Origin of the sequence: Bacillus sp. CCNWLW194 (assembly GCF_037120585.1) — a bacterium.
Taxonomy (GTDB): domain Bacteria; phylum Bacillota; class Bacilli; order Bacillales; family Bacillaceae_G; genus Bacillus_A; species Bacillus_A basilensis.
In genome coordinates this window covers 250621-268358 of the sequence record NZ_JBBBBL010000003.1, presented here as the reverse complement: position 1 = coordinate 268358, position 17738 = coordinate 250621, and the positions used below count along the sequence as shown (strand labels likewise).

Sequence of the window (17738 nt, the reverse complement as noted above, 5' to 3'; positions counted from 1 at the left end):
GCGAGAGGCCGAAGCCTTTCGCTTTTTAATTTGTTGCATGTTTTTTTGGCATTGGAACAGATACTGGTTGCTTTTCTGCTGTTTTTTCTGCTTTTGGATAATAAATTAAATCCAATGTTTTTGCCTGTACAGCAATCGAAAGAATAGTGAAAGCAATTTCTGTCCAATTTAAATAATATAATGAAAGCGCAAGAACAATCGCGTCAAAGACGAAGAAAATTTGCCCAATTGTAAAGCGAGTTCGTTTACTTATTACAATTGTTAAAATATCGTCTCCACCGGTTGCACCGCCAAATCGCAATATAAAACCGAGTCCAATACCAGCTAACGCACCGCCAACTATTGCAGCTACAAATAAATTATTTGATAAATCTACCGTAAATGGAGAATAATTTTCCATAAGAGAATAAAATACTCCGAATGAAATCGAACCTAGAAATGAATAACCAACCATTTTTCTACCTAAAAATGAAGCACACAGTAAAATAATTGGGATATCCATGATTACAGTTGAAATAGATGGTGAAATATCATAAAAATTTTGGATGAATAGTGCAATACCTACAAAGCCACCTTCTGTTAAGTGGTTTTGGAAGTGAATGTGATATAGCGCTGCTGCTAAAATAAATGAACCGATTAAAACCATAAAAACTTCTTTAATAATTTGTCGACTTTGGATGTTCCTCATCGTTATTCCTTCTTTCCGTAGTTAGTAGTCCTTTTTGTGTTGTAAACTAACTACGAGCTCACATGTAGCTTTCAGTTAGTTTACGAAAAAACTAACTACGCTATATGTCGCTGAAGAAATAACGAATAATCCTCTCGTCCATCAATTCTCCCTACCTTCGTTTTAGTTTAAGTCTTAAAAACGACTAAACAAAACGTGGAGTAGGATTCTTCATTTAGCAATCCTGCTCTTCTTTGTTTTGTTTAGTTAGTAACAATTAAGTCCTAAACAAAACGCTATGTGTAAGAAGAGTCTTTTTTTTGCCAAATTATCCTTCGGGCAATCATAATTTCCCCACTCTCGTATTTTTTTCGCTAGACTAAAGTATCTAAGCTGAAAAATACGCTACGTGTATGATTCGTCAATACGATGCCACATGCTCCTTCGAGCGATCATGATATCAAAATCCCTTCCTTCAAGATTTATATTATTATATCATACTTTCAAAAAATGTATGCGGATGGAAACCGACAATAAACGGAGGGAATCTACAAAAATTGTTATGTTTAAATATTTTTGTAGAAAAGCCTAAGTTATTTTGCGGAATTGGACAGTTTTTAACGGTTTGTCCAATAAGTAAGAAAAAATGAGTTTTATTCAGTTGTATTCTTTTCATCACTTTTATCTTTAAAAAACGCATCCCAGCTAATCACACTTAAAAAAGTTAAAGCGATAATAATGAAAGCGCGCATAAGCTTTAGACCTCCTTTTGTACATAGTATATGAATGATTCAATTCAGAATGTGTCATTTTTTTACAAGTCTTAACTATTATGAGAATATATTAATATAGATAGATAAAGGAGAGATTGAAGGTATGCTAAAAGACATGTTCAAAAGAAAAGAATTAACATGCGTTTCATGTCAGAAAAAGATTCAATATGAAGAAGAGCTAGTTGCTTTTGTGAAACTGCCTAAGGAGAGAAATCTGTTGGTAGGTCCATTTGATGTATGTTTGGCAAAAACAGCACAAGAGATATATTGTAAATCGTGTTACGACAAAAAAGCATGACCCAAAGTAATTGAGGGGCATGCTTTTTTCATTGGTGTGCTTTTCCCTCAGATACATTTTGAGTGAGTCGATACCAAAGCCAAAGGTCATTAATAATGGAAGCGAAATCGGCAATTTCTGAATTAAGTTTGCAAGAAATTTCGAAGTCTTCTTCGTTATTTAAATGATGTTGCTTTGCATTTATATAGTGTTCCAGTTCTTTTATACGATCAGGGATTCTCCCGCGAATTTGTTCCCATTTTAATAAAATCGCATGTTGCATTTTTTCGGGGATATCTTCCCAGTCTTCTTGTAAATGTGGAATTTCAATTCCTAGATGTTCATTGTATAAGAAATACTTTTCCATAAGTTCACCCCCGTTTTCCTGCTTATATTGTACATAAAAACAGAAAGAAGTTCGACGAAATTGTTTGAAAAAATTTGAAAATGACTCTTGATACATTTTGTAAAAGGTGTTAAAGTGTGAATTATTATAAAAGAAAATGAATATTTATTCTTTAGGGGGATGCAAAATGGAGAAGAAAAAAGTTGTATTAGCATATTCCGGAGGTCTTGATACTTCCGTCGCAATTAAATGGTTACAAGAGAAGAATTATGATATTATCGCGCTTTGTTTAGACTTAGGGGAAGGTAAAGACTTAGCATTTGTAAAAGAAAAGGCACTTTCAGTAGGTGCAATTAAATCATATATGATTGATGTTCAAGAAGAATTTGCAAATGAATATGCATTGATGGCGATGCAAGCACACACGTTATACGAAGGGAAATATCCTCTTGTCTCTGCATTATCTCGTCCGCTTATTGCGAAAAAATTAGTAGAAATCGCAGAACAAGAAGGAGCGACTGCAGTTGCACACGGATGTACAGGGAAAGGGAATGATCAAGTTCGTTTTGAAGTTTCTATTCAAGCGTTAAATCCTTACTTAGAAGTAATTGCACCTGTACGTGAATGGAAATGGTCACGTGAAGAAGAAATTGCCTATGCAAAAGAAAACGACGTACCGATTCCGATTAATTTAGATAGCCCGTTTTCAATCGATCAAAATTTATGGGGACGCAGTAATGAATGTGGAATTTTAGAAGATCCATGGGCAGCGCCGCCAGAAGATGCATATGAGATGACATTGGCATTAGAAGATACACCGAATAAACCAGAATTTGTAGAAATCGGGTTTGAAGCAGGCGTACCAACTACTTTAAATGGCACTGCATATCCACTTTCAGAATTAATTAAAACGTTAAATGCGCTTGCTGGAAAACATGGCGTTGGACGTATCGATCACGTAGAAAATCGCCTTGTTGGTATAAAATCGCGTGAAGTATACGAATGCCCAGCAGCAATGACATTAATTACGGCGCACAAGGAACTGGAAGATTTAACACTCGTAAAAGAAGTAGCGCATTTTAAACCGATGATTGAGCAGAAAATAACAGAACTTATTTATAACGGTTTATGGTTCTCTCCTTTAAAACAAGCGCTGAATGCTTTCTTACAAGAAACGCAAAAGAATGTAACAGGTACAGTGCGTGTGAAATTATTTAAAGGCCATGCGATTGTAGAAGGACGTAAATCTGAGTACTCTTTATACGATGAAAAGCTTGCAACATATACTGCCCAGGATGAATTTAATCATGATGCAGCAGTTGGATTCATCTCATTATTCGGTTTACCGACGAAAGTATACAGCCAAGTGAATCAAAAGAAGGTGGAAGCGTGAGCAAACTTTGGGGCGGACGTTTTACAGAAGAAGCGGAAGCGTGGGTTGAAGAGTTTGGAGCATCTATCTCCTTCGATCAACAATTAGTAAATCAAGATATAAAGGGTAGTATTGCACACGTAACGATGCTAGCAAAGCAAGGCATCGTTACGAAAGAAGAAGCAGAGAAAATAAAGGTAGGGCTTCAGTATTTATTAAAAGAAGCGAAACAAAATAAATTGCATTTTTCAGTTGAAGCTGAAGATATTCACTTAAACATTGAAAAAATGTTAATTGAACAAATCGGCGAAGTAGGAGGGAAACTTCATACAGGTCGAAGCCGTAATGATCAAGTAGCGACTGATATGCATTTATATTTAAAAGAAAAAGTAGAACATATTATAAAAGCTACAAAACAATTGCAAACGGTTCTTGTTCATCAAGCAGAAAATAACATTGAAACCATTATGCCTGGCTATACGCATTTGCAGCGTGCCCAGCCAATTTCATTTGCTCATCATATTCTCGCTTATTTTTGGATGTTAGAGCGTGATGTGAATCGTTATGAAGATTCGTTAAAGCGTATTAACGTGTCGCCATTAGGAGCAGGGGCGTTAGCTGGTACAACATTCCCGATTGACCGAGAATATAGTGCGGAGCTTCTTGGATTTAATGGAATCTATGAAAATAGTTTAGATGCAGTAAGCGATCGTGATTTCATACTGGAGTTCCTAAGTAACTCATCCATGCTCATGATGCACTTATCACGCTTTTGCGAAGAACTTATTTTATGGAGTAGCCAAGAGTTTCAATTTATTGAAATGAGCGATCAATACGCAACGGGAAGCAGTATTATGCCACAAAAGAAAAATCCAGATATGGCGGAACTTATTCGTGGTAAAACAGGCAGAGTGTACGGTAATTTATTTAGTTTACTTACAGTAATGAAAGGATTACCGCTCGCTTACAATAAAGACTTGCAAGAAGACAAAGAAGGAATGTTTGATACAGTAAAAACAGTAGAAGGCTGCCTTCATATTATGGCAGGCATGTTAGAGACGATGACTGTCAACAAAGAAAAGATGGGGCAAGCTGTAACGCAAGATTTCTCTAACGCAACAGAAATTGCTGACTACTTAGCAAGTAAAGGACTACCATTCCGTCAAGCGCATGAAATTGTTGGGAAGTTAGTGCTATACTGCACACAAAAAGGAATTTATTTATTAGATGTACCACTTGAAGCGTATAAAGAAATGAGCTCGTTATTTGAAGAAGATTTGTATGAAGTTCTTTCGCCGTATGCAGCTGTAAAGCGTCGTAACAGTGCTGGCGGGACTGGATTTGAGCAAATTGAAAAAGCTTTGGAGAAGGCGAAAGGATTAGTTGGAGAGTTTGTAGGAAGTTAATTGATAGGAAAGAAGGTACGCTAATCTTGATGGAGATAAGCTTACCTTCTTTTTTTTATAGCCCAAAATTAATCATACTTATGTCGATCTTCCGTAATTCGAATATACTCAATATCCATCAAATCTCGCAGCAATGCACCATTACTTAGTTCCACGCCGTGTTTCTCTTTAAAATGAGTACGAATCATATCTAGCATTTCGAGTTCTTTCCCATTCACATCTAAAATAATACGTTCAGAATCATCCATGTAGCATCCTCCTTTTTTAAACATATATATTTTGTCCGTCTATTTCTAAAAAATGTATGTTAACCTAAAGTTAGGAAATAAGAAAGGGATGGAAAATGAGACGTATTTATTTTGTAGGGTAACTAACTGTTACGATTTATTTAACCAATTATAACCATAGTTAATTAAATATATCAGTAAGCCCTGCTAGTCAAGTGATTGGCTAGTAGTGAGGGTTAACTGCGGGCAATCCCTAAAGCTGATTGAACTACAACGTGGCTAGAAATAGCGAGCGTGAATGTCGCGAAAGCAGAAAAAATCAATCAGATGATGCAAGGTTAAATCCTAAACATTAGAACAATGGGTCTTCCGCCTCGAATCATCTAAGTCAAAATGGATAAGATGAACGTTCAACGACTATCTCGTATAGCTGACGAGAGTACATCACAAGCCTATGGTGGTGGAAAAATCCTCTATCTTTAAGTAGATAAACATATAGTCTGCGCTCATGTGAAAACATGAGAAGTTCATAAGAGAACTGGCTAAGGAATTGCGCCCTTAGTTGAACGAGATAAATTTAATTAAATCTATCAAGTCTCATTGAATCTACCGAACCTATGCATGATGGTAAATGCAATGAGGTGAGAATAATAATGAAATTTTCACGAGTTAGTCAAGTATCAGAATTAACAGGTTTGCATCCGAGTAGTCTAAGGAGAATGCTGGTGGAACACGCTACGATTCAGAAGAACAAATCTTTCATTAAAGGAGTTACATTCTGATGATATTGGCGAAGAAAGTCAGACTAATTCCGACGCCTGAACAAGAAAAAGTGCTTAGAGACCATGCTGGCGCTTCAAGATTCGCTTATAACTATTGTAAAAGAATGAGTGATAGATACTATAAGCTATTTGGAAAATCTGTTTCACAGTTAGCTTTACAGAAACGATTTACAAAGATCAAGAAGCGAAAGAGATATGAGTGGTTAAAATACATCAATGCACAAGTTCCCAGACAGGCCTCAAAAGATTTTGATACGGCGAGAAAACATTCGTTCAAAAAGTACAAAAATGGTTATCACACTTCTTATAAATCCAAAAAAGATTTAATCCAAGGATTTTATGCCAATTATGAAAGACTGATTATAGGAAAGAAAGTAGTTCATATTCAGTCCATTGGGGAAGTGAAAACAAGCCAACAACTACCAAGAAACAAAAAAACATCCAATCCAAGAGTTACCTTTGATGGTCATCACTGGTGGATTAGTGTAGGGTTCCAAGAAGACTTTGAAGCACAAGAATTAACCGATGAGTCGATTGGTGTGGGTGTTGGTTTAAAAGAGCTGTTTGTAGCTTCTAATGGTATGAAAGAACGAAATATAAACAAAGATGCTAAGGTTAAAAAACTTTTGAAAAGGAAAAAGTCAGCGCAAAGAGATATGTCTAGGAGATTTAAAAAAGGTGTAAAAATTCAATCTGCTGGATATGAAAAAGCGAAAGCTGAGCACCTGCGGTTATCTAGGAAAATTACGAATATCCGAAATAACCATATCCATAAAGCAACAGCTAAATTGGTGAAAACCAATGAGGATGGTTGTGGAAGACTTATCTATCTCAAACCTGTTAAAAAACAAAAGACTATCGAAAGCATTTTCATTTCAAAAATTAAACTTCTTCTTTCAATGTTTATCATACAAGTGTGAGAAGTACGGCATTGAGTATGTAAAAGCTGATAAATGGTTCGCTTCAAGCAAGATTTGTTCATGTTGCGGAGTTAAATACGACCATTCAGTTCAACCAGAAGGACAGTGGAGTTTAAAGATTCGTGAATGGGACTGTGTTGGGTGCAATAGCCATCACGATAGGGATATAAATGCTGCGATAAATTTATCAAGATGGGTAAAATAAATGCTTGATAATAGGAGGTAACGATATTGCCTCGTGTGGAGTGTTATACCCCTCGTCCCTTTGGGGCTGCGAGAACACGATGGAGCACTAACTTGTGTAAATTTGATTGAATTGTATAGATTTAGTTAAGTTTATCGTATCGGTTAATTTTGTACACGCTAATTGTATTACACGTTGCATTCCCAAATATCTTTTCATTTGAGGATGTAGAAATAGTACACATCGGGATATTTATCTTTATTCTATTTGTAGTAGATTGCTGTATTTCGATATGGCTTTCGAAAAGAAAACATGTACAAGATAAAAAAGAAATGGAACGAAAAAAGAGAAAACGTTCATTTTGGATGATGACGTACTGTTTATCTTTAGTGCTTATTGCTGCTTTTTTTAGTGAACATATTCCATTAGAAAGATTAAATATTGGATTTGGAGCGTTCGTATTTGCATACTATTTTTTCATGCACTTTCTTCCTTATATGAAAGAAAAGCGAGGAGAAGAGGAAGATCCGCTTGTAGGAGAAACGAGAGAACAAGAGCATAAGAGAATAGAAGAAGACATAAAGAAGCTCGGGGAACAAAAATGATATTTGAAATCAAAAATCATATATGTTCTTTGCTTTATTACGCCGCCAATTGGCTATTTGTATGTTTTCTTATTTCGTAAAAAAATGACAGAAGATGCAAAGCAATCTTATTTAACGGTAGCTACGATCATGATGGCACTGTGGTCCTTAAAATTTCTTCCGCCTTATGTATTAGCAATTACTGTTGTTATTGTGGCTTGTCTTGTATTTATAGTAAAATATGTGAAATAAAAAACACCAAGCCCATGTGGACTTGGTGTTTTTATTTATAAATTAAAGCTCACCTTGCTCTTCATCACCACGAACAACAAGGACATCGCATTTCGCATAGCGAATAATATGTTCAGAGACGCTACCAATTAGGAAACGCTCAACAGCATTTAAACCAGTTGCACCACACATAATTAAATCTACTTTATGGTTTGGAGCGATTTCTTTTGAAATTTTAGATTTAGGATTACCGAATTCTAATACAGTTTCAATTTTTTCAAGGCCAGCTTCAAGCGCAGTTTTTTTGTAGTCTTCTAATAAGTCTTCTGCAAATAGATTTGCACGTTCAGCAATTGCACGGCTATAAGCTTCTACTGCTGAGTATGCTTTTACATCAACGATATGAGCAATTGTTAATGTTGCGTTGTTTCGTTTTGCGACTTGAATTGCTTTTTTAAAGGCTCTTTCTGCTTCTTTAGAACCATCCACCGCGATTAAAATATTTGTATATGTATTATTCATAGTAAATTCCTCCCAATCATTTTTATTACCGTTTACAACTTTATTATAAAACAAATTTTGGTAATATGCTTGTCGGAAACGTTACAGAATTTCGAAAACTCTGTTTTGATTCATTTTAGTTGTAATTGGTGCGAGAACTTGTTACATATGAAGTATAGCAATTTAAAAGGAGGCATGTTTGTGAGACACGCGCTCATTACAGCCGGTACGAAAGGTTTAGGAAAGCAAGTAACAGAAAAGTTATTGGCTAAAGGATATTCAGTAACAGTAACATATCATAGCGATATAGCAGCTATGGAAACGATGAAAGAAACATATAAAAATATGGAAGAGCGTCTACAATTCGTGCAAGCGGATGTCACGAAAAAGGAAGATTTACATAAAATAGTAGAAGAAGCGATAAGCCGTTTTGGCAAAATTGACTTTTTAATTAATAATGCTGGTCCATATGTATTTGAACGAAAAAAGTTAGTCGATTATGAAGAAGACGAATGGAATGAAATGATTCAGGGTAATTTAACAGCGGTGTTTCATTTGTTGAAACTTGTCGTTCCAGTTATGAGAAAACAGAACTTTGGCCGTATTATTAATTACGGATTCCAAGGGGCAGATAGCGCACCGGGATGGATTTATCGTTCAGCTTTTGCAGCAGCGAAAGTAGGACTTGTTTCATTAACGAAAACAGTTGCTTACGAAGAAGCAGAGTATGGTATTACTGCAAACATGGTATGTCCTGGTGATATTATTGGTGAAATGAAAGAAGCAACAATTCAGGAAGCACGTCAGTTGAAAGAACATAACACACCAATTGGTAGATCTGGAACAGGCGAAGATATCGCAAGAACGATTTCGTTTTTATGTGAGGACGATTCCGATATGATTACCGGCACAATTATTGAAGTAACGGGTGCAGTTGATGTTATTCATAGACATCGATAGAGTAAAATAAAGTGAAGTGAAGTTTCGAATAATTGGACAGTTTATCCTTTGTGCTGATAGGTGCGGATAATACTGTCCTTTAATGTAAGATTAAATCTATCGGAAAACTTGTATTATTTTTTTGTCAAATATTGAGATATTATGTTAAAATATAAGAGCATAGAAAGCGCTTTAAAAAATGATTCAGGGGTCATTTCATAACTCAAGGGGGAACTAATAATGCGTATCGGTATTCCAACAGAAATTAAAAACAATGAAAACCGCGTGGCAATGACGCCAGCGGGAGCAGTACATTTAGTACAAAATGGTCATGAAATTTTTGTTCAAAAAGGAGCAGGTTTAGGATCTGGCTTTACGGATGAAGAATACGTACAAGCTGGTGCAAAACTTGTTGAAACTGCTGAAGAAGCATGGAATCAAGATATGGTTATGAAGGTAAAAGAGCCAGTAGCAAGTGAATACGGCTATTTCCGTGAAGGTTTAATTTTATTCACATACTTACACTTAGCTCCAGAACCAGAATTAACGAAAGCATTAATTGATAACAAAGTTGTATCAATTGCATACGAAACAGTACAATTAGACAATCGTTCATTACCATTACTTGCACCTATGAGTGAAGTAGCTGGTCGTATGTCTGCACAAATCGGTGCACAATTCCTTGAGAAAAACAAAGGTGGTAAAGGTATTTTACTTGCAGGCGTTCCAGGGGTAAAACGCGGAAAAGTAACAATTATCGGCGGTGGTCAAGCTGGTACAAACGCAGCGAAGATTGCAGTAGGTTTAGGTGCAGATGTAACAATCATCGACTTAAGTGCAGAACGTCTTCGTCAACTAGATGACATTTTCGGTAACCAAGTAAAAACGTTAATGTCTAATCCATATAACATCGCAGAAGCTGTAAAAGAATCTGACCTTGTTATTGGTGCGGTATTAATTCCAGGTGCAAAAGCGCCAAAACTTGTAACAGAAGAAATGATTCAATCAATGGAACCAGGTTCTGTCGTTGTAGATATCGCGATTGACCAAGGTGGTATTTTCGAAACAACTGACCGTATTACAACTCATGACAACCCAACTTACGAAAAACATGGCGTTGTTCATTATGCAGTTGCTAATATGCCAGGTGCGGTTCCACGTACATCAACTCTTGCATTAACAAACGTAACAGTACCATATGCAGTACAAATTGCGAACAAAGGCTATAAAGATGCTTGCTTAGGCAATACTGCATTACTAAAAGGTATTAACACATTAGATGGCTATGTAACATTCGAAGCAGTTGCAGAAGCACACGGTTTACAATATGCTGATGCGAAAGAGCTACTTGAAAAAGCTCCTGCTTTATCATAATAGAAATACATGTAAGCCCCTCCTTTCGTAAGGAGGGGCTTTTTATTTAAATTAATTGTCTAGTTTCTTTATAATTTTCAATCCGAACATCATTGTAAAGAAAAGAATGCCGAACAAGTAATATAAGGCATACTCAACTCGTATCATCGAATTTTTGTCAGTGATATATAAAATAAATAGTATCGCAGAGCCGACTAAATGAGAGAGACCGAAAATTTGTGCCATAAGTTTTAAACTCATCTTCTCGATTCTTTCATCCATCTCAGGTAATGGATATTTCTCAGAAACGCTCTTTTTTTTCTTAAAGAATATTTTTTTTACTACTAATAGTATTAAATCTAAGAGTATGTATAAGCCAACGAATAGAAGGACAGAACTAATCTTTTCTTCGTCATTACTATTGAAATACAAAAAAGATGATCCTAACAATAAAATAGTAAGATGTGAGATGAACTTTTGATTAAAAGTATTTTTCATTCTTTTCCTCCCCAGTTTTATCTAATTGAAATAAATCTTCTACTTTACAGTTGAAAAACTCACATAATTTCAATGCTAATTCTAAACTTGGGTTGTATTTATTCTTCTCGATAGCGATGAGGGATTGTCTAGTAATTTGAACAGAGGAAGCTAATTGTTCTTGGGTGATGTCTCTAACGACGCGGAATTGTTTTACCTTATTTTTAATCAAATATACAAAGTCTCCTTTTTGTAAATTTGTTACATTCATTATATCCATTTTTAGGTAATAAGTAAATGAAACTTTACAAAAAGTAAACAAAACTTTACGTGAAATATAGCTTGTTATAATGTTATTTTTTGTGATAATTTGGAATTAAATGAAAAATAGAAGTCGAAAGAGGGAATTGGATGGGAAGCAAAAAGAGGAAGCAAAAGCAAGCTAAAAGACAAAAATATATAAAGAAAAAACAGGAACAGAACATACCTTTTTCACAAAAAGTAGTCATTATGATAGAGAAAACATTTCGGTATATTTGTATGGCTCTGTATGTAATTTTGTGTATGTATTCATTTGGAGTGTTTTACAGTTTTGAGATAACTCCTAATATTATTGAGAGTATTTTAGAATTTCTCCTTGTTGCAATAGAATTAGTCTTATTCTTTATATTTTTTGATACAGTATGGCCTAGTCATGAAAGTAAGAAAGATAAGCAAAGAAAAAGGAGCAAAAAATCTTCGTACGCTTCAAGCTCATCAAGTGGATTTGGTGACTATAGTAGCAATGATTGTAGCAGCTCAGGTGATAGTGGAGGTGACTGCGGAGGTGGTGGCGACTAAGTTAGTTTTTCAGAAGAACGACTAATGAAAGGATGAGACGAAAGATGGAAACTGTGAACTTAATAGAATTAACAAAGGATATTCAAGATCAACACAAAAACTTTGTTGTCTCAAATATAAATAATCATTGCTTACGAATCGCCGTATTTACTGGTGAATATGATTGGCACTATCATTCTAATTCGGATGAATTATTTATTGTGTTAGAGGGAGAATTACTTATTGATTTTGAAGATGGAGAAACAGCGGTATTAAAGCCAAATGATTCTATTTTAATTCCAGCATGCAAGATTCATAGAACGAGAGCATTAAAGAGAACGGTAAATCTTTGTTTTGAAAATATAGAGGCTGATACGATTAAAGTGGAGCAATTATGAGGGAATTATCTGTAGCTGAGTATAGACAAGTACTTTCGATTTTAGAAAGTGATACAAGAACCACGACTTTTGCTTATGCGGTATGTGATCAAATGATAGATGGTGAGGTTTTTGCAAACGAGGAGTTAACAGCAGGACTAATTCGTACAGCTAATGGTATTTATTATTTGTTTGGTGATACTTGTGATCAAAATTATAACGAAGATTTATTTTCGTATATAAAAAAGTCTATTGAAAAAACAGAGAAGAGATTTACATTATGCACTTCGAGTGAAGAGTGGGAAATGATGATAGAAGAGCGTTTTAGTAATGTACTTCGGAACATCACGCGAATGAAGTTTCAAAGCGTAACCTTTGAAGAGAGAAAACGAGATTGTAACAAAAATACATATGAAGTAAAACGTATTGATAGAAGAGATATAGAACGAAGCAGTGAATTTACAGAGGAGTACTACAAAGAATATTGGGGATCAAAAGAAACGTTTTTAAACGGTGGTTTTGGATTTTGTATAGAACAAGGGGGAATGATTGTAGCGGAATGTGTTTCGATATTTAGCGGGAATGGATTTGCTGAAATTGATATTGCGACGCATAAAACATATCAAGGGAAAGGATTAGCCCAAGCTGTTGCAACACGGTTCATTAAACATTGCATACAAAATGATATTACACCGTGCTGGGATTGTTATGTAGACAATATTCCCTCGCAAAAATTAGCTAGTAAATTAAGTTTTCATCATCCAGTAGAATATAGTTTATTTGTACGTAAGAAAACGGGGGGATAAAAATGAATGTAGAACTAACGAGATTTAAAGTGAAGCCGGGTAAAAGTCAGCGAGTAGATGAATGGATGCAGCTTCTGAATGACAATATGAAAGAAGTGCTTTTGACATTAAACGACGAAAAGATGTATGTAGAGACAATTTTCCGGGAAATAAGAGATGGAGAAGAATACTTATATTGGTATTCTGTACAAGGAGAAGCTCCTGTCGAAAATTCTCATCATGAAATTGATAAAAAGCACTTAGCGTTTTGGTATGAATGTATTGATGAAGAAGCACCCTCTGTTGATATGAAAACAGAAGTTGTTATGATTCAGGATATTGTGAAGGACGCGATGAAATAATAGAATAGTATTTTTGAGAGAAGCACATCAAAATAGATGTGCTTTTTATTTTGAAAAAAATTTAAAGGAAAGTTGTATTTAGATATCTTTAAGTGAAAATAAAGGGGGATATCAAAAATATTTTAGGGAAAAATATAATGAGATAAAAAACTTCGAAGCAAAAGAATTAGCGATATACGGTGTAGTTGTAACAGATAAAACAGAGGATTTACAAAGTTTACAAGGAGCACTATATATTAAGGCTGCTGTTAGAGGTGTAACAGTTGAGAAATATTAATTACAGTCTATTAATGTGAATAATCAGAAAATTTATGTTATACTATATGAAAAGGAGGTTAATATGAGGCAAATACATGGAGCAATTTATATTTACATAACAATGTTTTTCGTGGCAATATCCTATGGATTAGGGCACGTGTATTCGCATCCTATACTAACTTTTTTAAGCGGAGCATGTATGGCATTTGCGCTTCTTGTCCACCTTTTCTCAGTCTGGATCGTGAAATTTCAATTAAATATTAGTGAAATAGAAGAAGGCACTTTCTAAGTGGCCTTCTTTTTTTAATAATATTTTGGAAGCTCTTGTAGCAATTTTTCAATTTCGCATTCAGTTTCTTCACATATAGACAGTGTACGTAGTCTGAAAAATAAGCTACGTAAGAAAGATTTTATATTTCCATATAGAAACTCGTACGATTTAATATGTAGTGTTTGTTTTTGGACTGGTAATTGGGCTACTAAGTCATGAAGGGCTAATATGAGTACGTCTTCCTTTAGACCATTTTGTAGCATTGCGACAATTGGATAAACGAGACGTTCATCTTCTTCATATTTGTAGTAAATAGAATGGACACAAACTTTGTTTAATAAAGTTTGTAATATTTCTTCGTAATATAAAGTTTCCAGTTTAGGATTACGAACAAGTGCCTCAAACGTATCAGAAGCATGAGCAATACTATGTGCCCAGCCGTGGTCTGGAACATATCCGCGGAAATCATGCTCATTGTTCATATATAGAATTAATTGATCTTTTACAGTTAAAATATCATTCTGTGATAAGAAATTATGATTCGTATCGGCATCAATAATAAGTGCAATTAATAATGTTGTAAATGCACGGGTAAATACCGCATCTTCGTTATCCGAATGAATCTTATACAATAAATATTTTTCACCGCTGCTTTCTAATAATAGTCTCTGTAATTGCGTGTGTGAAATGTATTCCTTTTTGATGAGATGATAAAAAGTAGAGTAAATAAGTTTGTCTCTTAAATAGCTATCAGTATCCCCAATATGCTCAAGCATACTGGAACTTAAGGAATCAATATTGAGAGTACCATTGATTACGTAATTATTATTACGAATTTCTTCTAACTGTTGTTGTAACATATAAACCTCCTATTTTAGAAAATTCTGTATTTTAATAGTATAATAAGAGGAAGAAATAGGCAATAAAATGAAACTTTAATCAGTGGGGGGGTCATCCCCCGCTGATTATTAGTTGAACTAATCGGGCTTTTACGGACAGTTGATCCCCCACCTAACTTCTTTGCTTTCACCGAATTTTGAGGTGGGGGTCTTACTGCCCGTTAATGCGGGATAAATAAGTGCATTTGAATGGAGGGGCATGATGAAGAGAGCATTATTCTTTTTCATTAGTATTTTCTTTTTAGGAAGCTGCTCAATTTGGTATTTTACTTTTTCTAGCGAGAGCAAAAGTTGGACGGGACAATATAAAGGCCATATTAAGGATGACAGTGAAGATGGAATGTTTATATTTCAGTATAAGGGCGGAGATGGGAATACAGAATTTAAAAATTTGGAGATTTCTATTCATGGGACCTTTAGTACAATGACACAAACGTTAGAAGTTCATAAAGGAGCAAGAATTGAAATGAAGTCTTCTTGTGTAAGTTGCGCGCCGCTTTCTAAAGATGAACCGATAGAGATTGTGATTAAATGGGATGATAAGTATGAAGAGAAGATGGTGTTAAAGCGGAAATAGTGTAGGATAAGGAGTTAAGAATGAATAGGCATGTGAAAATTTCTATGTATATATTTTTTAGTGTATTGCTACTCGTATTATCAGCGTGTACTACAAAACAAGTAGAGGTAAAAAAAGTGCCTGAAGAAGGGTATATCGTAGTAAGAAATGATGCGGTATTTTTTGTCGGTGATAAAACGTTTCATACAAAAGTAGAGTTGCAACATTATATAGAACAACAAATGAATAAAGAGCATCCATCAGATATAGTGTTGAGTTTTAAGGATAAAGACGCATATAATCAATTGAACACAGGGGATAAAATAAAAGTATGGTCTTCTCAAACGCTTGAGAGTTATCCAGCAAAAATGATTGTAGAGAAATTTGAAATAGTAGAGAAATAAAAAAGGCAGCACTCACGCTGCCTTTTTCTTATTTTACAAATTGTAATTCTTTCGGGAATTTCGTTAAAATTTCTGATCCGTCTTTTGTGATATAAATATCATCTTCAATACGAACGCCACCTACGTTTGGTACGTAAATACCAGGCTCGATTGTGAAGACCATACCTTCTTTTAATGGAGATTCGTTACCAGCTTTTACATCTGGATATTCGTGTACGCTAATTCCAAGTCCGTGACCAAGGCGGTGCGGGAAGAAGTCTCCGTAACCTGCATCTGTGATAACAGAACGAGCAGCATTATCGATTGCGCCAAGTGTAACACCTGGTTTACATGCTTCAACTGCTTGTAGTTGTCCAGCAAGTACAGTGTTGTAAATGCGAGTTTGTTCTTCAGAAATGTCACCGAATGCTACTGTACGTGTAATGTCAGAGCAGTAACCGTCAATGATTACGCCTAAATCAAATAGTACGAAATCGCCGCGCTTCATTTTGTTTGCACCTGGAATACCGTGTGGAAGGGCAGAGTTTGCACCTGCTAATACCATCGTATCGAATGACATTTTATGTATGCCTTTTGTTTTTAATTCGTGTTCAATAATTGCTAATACTTCTAACTCGCTACGATCTTCTTTAATTGCATTTACACCAACTTCAACAGCATAGTCTGCCATTTTAGCTGCTTCGCGTAAAATAGAAAGTTCTTTTTCGTCTTTAATTAAACGAAGTTCACGAACTTTCTCCTCAGCTGATTTGAAAGCTGCATTTGGGAATAGTTTTGTTAATTCTTCGTAGCGCTCTACGTTTAAATGTTCTTTTTCAATTGCAACTGCATTTGCATTGATACCGCGGTCTTTAATTGCTTTTGCAATCATATCCCATGGTCTGTCAGTATCAGTAAATCCGATAATTTCATGTGCCCAGCCAGCATTACGCGCTTGACCTTCTTCCATTTTAGGACAAATTAAAATAGGCTCTTTGTCTTGGAATACAAACATACCAAGAAGTCTTTCGTGTGGTTCACAGTGGAAGTTTGTCATGTAGAAGACGTTTGGTGTAGAAGTTAGGAACGCAGCTTCTACGTTTTTTTCTTTTAGCCATTGCATTAAATTTTCTAATCTAGCATTCATTGATTGGCACCCCCGAGATATTTAATTACAAATATAACTTTACATCGGAGGAAAGTGTTATGACAAGTAAATAGATGTTAGAAAAGACAGGGAATTGAAAAATCATGTAGAATAAAAAGTGTGAATGTAATAAGGGGAGGAATGTAATAATGAAAGTATCTTATCATGGACATTCAGTTGTGAAAATTGAGACGAATGGAAAAGTCATTTTAATTGACCCGTTTTTAACAGGAAATCCGAAAACAGATTTAAAGGCTGAAGATGTAAAAGTAGATGCGATTCTTTTATCGCACGGTCATGGTGATCATGTTGGAGATACAGTAGAGCTTGCGAAGAAAAATAATGCGGTTGTTGTAGCGCCATTTGAACTAGCGACATTTTTAAGTTGGCAAGGTGTGAATACACATCCGATGCATATTGGTGGTTCACATGAATTTGACTTCGGCAAAGTGAAGTTTACACAAGCATTCCACGGTTCTAGTTATATTGATGAAGAAAATAAGACGATTACATATACAGGTATGCCAGCGGGTATTTTATTTACAGCAGAAGAGAAAACTGTGTACCATGCAGGGGATACCGCTTTATTCTCTGATATGAAATTAATTGGGGAACTACATAACATTGATGTAGCATTTTTACCAATTGGTGATAATTTCACAATGGGACCAGAAGATGCTGTTTTAGCAGCAAAATGGGTTCAGGCGAAAACTGTTGTACCGATGCATTACAATACGTTCCCAGTAATTGAACAAGATCCATATCAATTTGTAGAAAAGCTACAAAATTGTACAGGGAAAGTATTAGAAGCTGGAGAAAGTATTACACTATAAAAAAGAAAC

22 protein-coding genes and 3 pseudogenes are annotated in these 17738 nt (G+C 35.2%); 17 read left to right on the top strand and 8 right to left on the bottom strand.

Annotated elements, in window-relative coordinates:
* Positions 1 to 25: 25 nt before the first annotated feature.
* The gene (locus V7S50_RS07875; RefSeq protein WP_242252501.1) at positions 26 to 688 is read right to left on the bottom strand and encodes a YitT family protein; all 663 of its coding nucleotides are present in this window, start codon (positions 686 to 688) and stop codon (positions 26 to 28) included.
* Between the two features lie 855 nt (positions 689 to 1543).
* Here V7S50_RS07875 and V7S50_RS07870 point away from each other — a divergent pair.
* Positions 1544 to 1738 (top strand): hypothetical protein, encoded by a 195-nt coding sequence (locus tag V7S50_RS07870; RefSeq protein WP_060632527.1) that lies wholly within the window; start codon positions 1544 to 1546, stop codon positions 1736 to 1738.
* A 28-nt stretch (positions 1739 to 1766) separates the two neighbouring features.
* Here V7S50_RS07870 and V7S50_RS07865 read toward each other — a convergent pair whose 3' ends face one another.
* Entirely contained in the window at positions 1767 to 2084 is a 318-nt protein-coding gene (locus V7S50_RS07865; protein ID WP_063222496.1) for a hypothetical protein, read from the bottom strand.
* Between the two features lie 166 nt (positions 2085 to 2250).
* On the opposite strand from V7S50_RS07865, the gene V7S50_RS07860 reads away from it, so the two are divergent.
* Positions 2251 to 3456, top strand: a complete 1206-nt coding sequence (locus tag V7S50_RS07860; RefSeq protein WP_042512163.1) for an argininosuccinate synthase — start codon at positions 2251 to 2253, stop codon at positions 3454 to 3456.
* On the top strand, positions 3453 to 4841 hold the full coding sequence (gene argH / locus V7S50_RS07855; protein WP_242252502.1) for an argininosuccinate lyase: 1389 nt from the start codon (positions 3453 to 3455) through the stop codon (positions 4839 to 4841). Before V7S50_RS07860 ends, argH begins: the two co-directional genes overlap by 4 nt.
* Before the next feature lie 68 nt (positions 4842 to 4909).
* Here argH and V7S50_RS07850 read toward each other — a convergent pair whose 3' ends face one another.
* Positions 4910 to 5089, bottom strand: coding sequence for a hypothetical protein (locus V7S50_RS07850; protein ID WP_029440113.1), 180 nt, complete (start codon positions 5087 to 5089; stop codon positions 4910 to 4912).
* 632 nt (positions 5090 to 5721) lie between these two features.
* Here V7S50_RS07850 and V7S50_RS07845 point away from each other — a divergent pair.
* From V7S50_RS07845 to V7S50_RS07835, 3 genes and pseudogenes are all read left to right on the top strand, one after another.
* Positions 5722 to 5850: a hypothetical protein gene (locus tag V7S50_RS07845; RefSeq protein WP_000672785.1), complete on the top strand. Its 129-nt coding sequence runs from the start codon at positions 5722 to 5724 to the stop codon at positions 5848 to 5850.
* Positions 5850 to 6975, top strand: a pseudogene (locus V7S50_RS07840) (RNA-guided endonuclease InsQ/TnpB family protein). Before V7S50_RS07845 ends, V7S50_RS07840 begins: the two are co-directional and overlap by 1 nt.
* A 149-nt stretch (positions 6976 to 7124) precedes the next feature.
* Positions 7125 to 7790 (top strand): annotated as a pseudogene (locus V7S50_RS07835) (hypothetical protein).
* Positions 7791 to 7832: 42 nt separating this feature from the next.
* On the opposite strand, the gene V7S50_RS07830 reads toward V7S50_RS07835, so the two are convergent.
* On the bottom strand, positions 7833 to 8291 hold the full coding sequence (locus V7S50_RS07830) for a universal stress protein (RefSeq protein WP_001066681.1): 459 nt from the start codon (positions 8289 to 8291) through the stop codon (positions 7833 to 7835).
* 147 nt (positions 8292 to 8438) lie between these two features.
* Between V7S50_RS07830 and V7S50_RS07825 the strand changes: the two genes are divergently transcribed.
* Together V7S50_RS07825 and ald are read left to right on the top strand one after the other, a co-directional pair.
* Positions 8439 to 9230, top strand: a complete 792-nt coding sequence (locus V7S50_RS07825) for an SDR family oxidoreductase (protein ID WP_061677493.1) — start codon at positions 8439 to 8441, stop codon at positions 9228 to 9230.
* Between the two features lie 219 nt (positions 9231 to 9449).
* Entirely contained in the window at positions 9450 to 10583 is a 1134-nt protein-coding gene (gene ald / locus V7S50_RS07820; RefSeq protein WP_242252504.1) for an alanine dehydrogenase, read from the top strand.
* Between the two features lie 51 nt (positions 10584 to 10634).
* Here the strand turns inward: ald and V7S50_RS07815 are convergent, their stop codons facing one another.
* Positions 10635 to 11060 (bottom strand): hypothetical protein, encoded by a 426-nt coding sequence (locus tag V7S50_RS07815; protein WP_242252506.1) that lies wholly within the window; start codon positions 11058 to 11060, stop codon positions 10635 to 10637.
* A complete protein-coding gene (locus V7S50_RS07810) occupies positions 11044 to 11319 on the bottom strand; it encodes a helix-turn-helix transcriptional regulator (RefSeq protein ID WP_242252508.1) in 276 nt (91 codons plus the stop codon). Before V7S50_RS07810 ends, V7S50_RS07815 begins: the two co-directional genes overlap by 17 nt.
* A 131-nt stretch (positions 11320 to 11450) precedes the next feature.
* On the opposite strand from V7S50_RS07810, the gene V7S50_RS07805 reads away from it, so the two are divergent.
* From V7S50_RS07805 to V7S50_RS07780, 6 genes and pseudogenes are all read left to right on the top strand, one after another.
* Positions 11451 to 11879 (top strand): hypothetical protein, encoded by a 429-nt coding sequence (locus V7S50_RS07805; protein ID WP_063224704.1) that lies wholly within the window; start codon positions 11451 to 11453, stop codon positions 11877 to 11879.
* A 44-nt stretch (positions 11880 to 11923) separates the two neighbouring features.
* Positions 11924 to 12256 carry a cupin domain-containing protein gene (locus V7S50_RS07800; RefSeq protein ID WP_242252509.1) on the top strand — a complete coding sequence of 111 codons (333 nt, stop codon included), beginning with the start codon at positions 11924 to 11926 and terminating at the stop codon, positions 12254 to 12256.
* Positions 12253 to 13041, top strand: a complete 789-nt coding sequence (locus V7S50_RS07795) for a GNAT family N-acetyltransferase (protein ID WP_242252510.1) — start codon at positions 12253 to 12255, stop codon at positions 13039 to 13041. The genes V7S50_RS07800 and V7S50_RS07795 overlap by 4 nt, the downstream gene beginning before the upstream one ends.
* A gap of 2 nt (positions 13042 to 13043) precedes the next feature.
* On the top strand, positions 13044 to 13382 hold the full coding sequence (locus V7S50_RS07790) for a DUF6176 family protein (protein WP_242252511.1): 339 nt from the start codon (positions 13044 to 13046) through the stop codon (positions 13380 to 13382).
* Positions 13383 to 13467: 85 nt separating this feature from the next.
* Positions 13468 to 13659: pseudogene (locus V7S50_RS07785) on the top strand (hypothetical protein); the annotation flags it as partial.
* Between the two features lie 63 nt (positions 13660 to 13722).
* Complete coding sequence (locus tag V7S50_RS07780; RefSeq protein WP_001248905.1) at positions 13723 to 13929, top strand: hypothetical protein; 207 nt, start codon at positions 13723 to 13725, stop codon at positions 13927 to 13929.
* 14 nt (positions 13930 to 13943) lie between these two features.
* Here the strand turns inward: V7S50_RS07780 and V7S50_RS07775 are convergent, their stop codons facing one another.
* Positions 13944 to 14771 (bottom strand): DUF2785 domain-containing protein, encoded by an 828-nt coding sequence (locus V7S50_RS07775; protein WP_242252512.1) that lies wholly within the window; start codon positions 14769 to 14771, stop codon positions 13944 to 13946.
* Between the two features lie 241 nt (positions 14772 to 15012).
* Between V7S50_RS07775 and V7S50_RS07770 the strand changes: the two genes are divergently transcribed.
* Together V7S50_RS07770 and V7S50_RS07765 are read left to right on the top strand one after the other, a co-directional pair.
* Positions 15013 to 15387 (top strand): hypothetical protein, encoded by a 375-nt coding sequence (locus tag V7S50_RS07770; protein WP_242252513.1) that lies wholly within the window; start codon positions 15013 to 15015, stop codon positions 15385 to 15387.
* 20 nt (positions 15388 to 15407) lie between these two features.
* A complete protein-coding gene (locus V7S50_RS07765) occupies positions 15408 to 15770 on the top strand; it encodes a DUF3221 domain-containing protein (protein ID WP_242252514.1) in 363 nt (120 codons plus the stop codon).
* A gap of 28 nt (positions 15771 to 15798) precedes the next feature.
* On the opposite strand, the gene pepQ is transcribed toward V7S50_RS07765, so the two are convergent.
* A complete protein-coding gene (gene pepQ / locus V7S50_RS07760) occupies positions 15799 to 16896 on the bottom strand; it encodes a Xaa-Pro dipeptidase (RefSeq protein ID WP_242252515.1) in 1098 nt (365 codons plus the stop codon).
* Between the two features lie 149 nt (positions 16897 to 17045).
* Here pepQ and V7S50_RS07755 point away from each other — a divergent pair, with 149 nt between their 5' ends.
* Positions 17046 to 17729 carry a metal-dependent hydrolase gene (locus V7S50_RS07755; protein ID WP_242252516.1) on the top strand — a complete coding sequence of 228 codons (684 nt, stop codon included), beginning with the start codon at positions 17046 to 17048 and terminating at the stop codon, positions 17727 to 17729.
* The last annotated feature ends 9 nt before the right edge of the window (positions 17730 to 17738 follow it).